Annotated in this window: 2 protein-coding genes; both read right to left on the reverse strand. The window is 56.2% G+C overall.

Annotated elements, in window-relative coordinates; genetic code table 11:
* Positions 1-2,297: endopeptidase La (gene lon / locus ACIOVB_RS27215; RefSeq protein WP_401272241.1), on the reverse strand; the 2,297-nt coding region annotated here is incomplete at its 3' end.
* 163 nt (positions 2,298-2,460) lie between these two features.
* Positions 2,461-3,584 (reverse strand): ATP-dependent Clp protease ATP-binding subunit ClpX (gene clpX, locus ACIOVB_RS27220; RefSeq protein WP_401272242.1); only part of this gene is annotated, 1,124 nt, incomplete at its 5' end.

Here is a 3,584-nt window from a genome sequence, read left to right on the forward strand (position 1 = left end):
AGCGCAATTTGCAGGACCTCGTCAATCCATTTAACCGGTTTAATCTGCAGATCCTGCTTGATATTGTCAGGAATCTCCTTCAGATCGCGCACGTTCTCTTCCGGAATAATCACAATCTTGATTCCGCCGCGGTGTGCCGCCAACAGTTTTTCCTTCAGACCGCCAATAGCCAGCACCTGACCACGCAGGGTGATTTCGCCAGTCATGGCGACATCGGCGCGCACCGGGATCCCGGTCAAAGCCGACACCAATGCCGTGCACATGCCTACACCGGCGCTAGGACCGTCTTTCGGGGTAGCCCCTTCCGGCATGTGGATGTGCGTGTCGCGCTTCTCGTGGAAGTCCAGAGGAATGCCCAAACTCTTCGCGCGGCTGCGCACCACGGTCAGAGCTGCAGTAATCGATTCGACCATGACGTCGCCCAGCGAACCCGTCTTGATCAACTGACCTTTACCCGGAACAACTGCCGCTTCAATGGTCAGCAATTCGCCGCCAACCTGAGTCCAGGCAAGGCCGGTGACCTGACCGATCTGATCCTGTTGCTCAGCCAGGCCGTAGCGAAACTTCCGCACGCCGAGGAAGTGCTCCAGCAATTCAGCTGTCACTTTCACCGAGAAACGTTTTTCCAGCGCATGCTCTTTCACTGCCTTACGGCAGACCTTGGCAATCTGACGCTCGAGGCCACGCACGCCGGCTTCGCGGGTGTAGTAACGAATGATGTCGCGGATCGCTTCCGCGTCGAATTCCAGCTCGCCTTTCTTCAGACCATTGGCTGCGATCTGTTTTGGCGACAGGTATTTGACCGCGATGTTGATCTTCTCGTCTTCGGTGTAGCCCGGCAGACGGATCACTTCCATCCGGTCGAGCAGCGCCGGCGGGATATTCATTGAGTTCGAAGTGCACAGGAACATCACATCCGACAGGTCGTAATCGACTTCCAGATAGTGATCGTTGAAGTTGTGGTTCTGCTCGGGATCGAGCACTTCCAGCAATGCCGACGCCGGATCGCCACGCATATCGCTGCCCATTTTGTCGATTTCATCGAGCAGGAACAACGGGTTGCGTACCCCCACTTTTGTCATCTTTTGAATCAATCTTCCCGGCATCGAACCGATGTAAGTCCGGCGGTGACCGCGAATTTCCGCTTCATCACGCACACCACCAAGGGCCATGCGCACGAATTTGCGGTTAGTGGCGTGGGCAATCGACTCCGCCAGCGAGGTTTTACCTACACCTGGAGGACCGACCAGGCACAACACCGGGCCACGGATTTTCTTCACGCGTTTTTGCACGGCGAGGTATTCAAGGATGCGCTCCTTGACCTCTTCGAGACCGTAGTGATCGGCATCGAGAATGTCTTCTGCGCGCGCCAGATCCAGACGCACCTTGCTCTGGGCCTTCCACGGCACCTGCACCAGCCAGTCGATGTACGAGCGCACCACGGTGGCCTCGGCGGACATCGGCGACATTTGCTTGAGCTTGTTCAACTCGGCAGTGGCCTTGGCCAGCGCATCTTTCGGCAGACCGGCAGCGTCGATACGCTTTTTCAGATCTTCGATTTCATTGTGGCCTTCGTCGCTGTCGCCGAGCTCTTTCTGAATGGCCTTCATCTGCTCGTTCAGGTAGTACTCGCGCTGACTGCGCTCCATCTGCTTTTTGACGCGACCACGAATACGCTTTTCGACTTGCAGCAGATCAATTTCGGCGTCGAGCAACGCCAAAACGTGCTCGACCCGGGCCGACAAATCGATAATTTCGAGGATTTCCTGCTTCTGCTCGATCTTTAGCGCCATGTGTGCGGCCATGGTATCGACCAGGCGACCCGGCTCATCGATGCTGTTGAGCGACGACAGGACTTCAGCCGGGACTTTCTTGCCCAACTGCACATATTGTTCGAATTGCGACAGCAGCGTGCGCACGAACACTTCGGATTCGCGCTCGGCAGCGTCGACTTCTTCGATCAGCGACACTTCGGCGCGGCAGTGGCCGTCGACTTCGCTGAAGCGCTCAACGGTACCGCGCTGCTCACCCTCGACCAGCACCTTGACGGTGCCGTCAGGCAGCTTGAGCAGCTGTAGAACAGTGGCGATGGTACCTACGCGATAGAGAGCGTCTTCACCGGGATCATCATCAGCCGGGTTTCTCTGGGCCAACAGCAGGATCTGCTTGTCGCCCGTCATCGCTGCCTCGAGGGCTTCGATGGATTTCTCGCGCCCCACGAACAGCGGGATAACCATGTGCGGATAAACCACGACATCACGCAATGGCAGGAGAGGCAATTCGATGGTTGTCTTCATGATTTCGCCTCTACGGCGGCCATATGGCCGTAATCAGATGGAATTAAGCTTGAAACCAAGATGGGGGCTGCCTTGAAAAAAAACAAGCGCAAAGCAGATGTAAAAAACGACATAAAAAAAAAGAGGCCCGAAGGCCCCTTCTTTATTCCGGCAGAGTGGACGCTTAAGCGTCCGGCGCTGCCTTGGCTGTCGGCTCACTGTTCTCGTAGATATACAGTGGCTTGGACTTGCCTTCGATCACACTTTCATCGATCACGACTTTGCTCACCTCGGACTGCGAGGGGATCTCATACATCGTGTCGAGCAGTACACCTTCGAGAATCGAGCGCAGACCACGTGCACCGGTTTTACGTTCCAGGGCACGCTTGGCGACCGATTTCAGCGCGTCGGAACGGAATTCCAGATCCACGCCTTCCATCTCGAACAGCTTTGCATACTGTTTGGTCAGAGCATTTTTCGGCTCGGTGAGAATCTGCATCAGCGCAGCCTCATCCAGCTCGTCCAGCGTCGCGAGGACCGGCAGACGACCGACGAACTCCGGGATCAGACCGAACTTGACCAGATCGTCAGGCTCGACTTCACGCAGGGATTCACCGACTTTCTTGCCCTCTTCCTTGCTACGTACTTCTGCGTTGAAACCGATGCCACCCTTGGTGGAACGGTTCTGGATGACCTTCTCGAGACCCGAGAACGCACCACCGCAGATGAACAGGATGTTACGGGTGTCGACCTGCAGGAATTCCTGCTGCGGATGCTTGCGGCCACCTTGCGGCGGTACGGAAGCGACCGTGCCTTCGATCAACTTGAGCAAGGCCTGCTGCACGCCTTCACCGGATACATCGCGGGTGATCGACGGGTTGTCGGACTTGCGGGAAATCTTGTCGATTTCGTCGATGTAGACAATACCCATCTGGGCTTTCTCTACGTCGTAATCGCACTTCTGCAGCAGTTTCTGAATGATGTTCTCGACATCTTCACCCACGTAACCGGCCTCGGTGAGGGTGGTTGCGTCGGCGATGGTGAACGGAACGTTCAGCAGGCGGGCCAGTGTTTCGGCCAGCAGGGTTTTACCGGAGCCTGTCGGGCCGATCAGCAGGATGTTGCTCTTGCCGAGTTCGACGTCGTCAGCCTTTTTATCACGCTGGTTCAGGCGCTTGTAGTGGTTGTAAACCGCTACGGCCAAAACCTTTTTCGCACGCTCCTGACCAATTACATACTGGTCAAGGATGCCGCTGATTTCTTTAGGCGAAGGCAATTTATGCGCGCTGCTTTCGGCCTGGGCTTCCT

Source organism: Pseudomonas sp. NPDC087639, from assembly GCF_044743385.1.
Lineage (GTDB): Bacteria > Pseudomonadota > Gammaproteobacteria > Pseudomonadales > Pseudomonadaceae > Aquipseudomonas.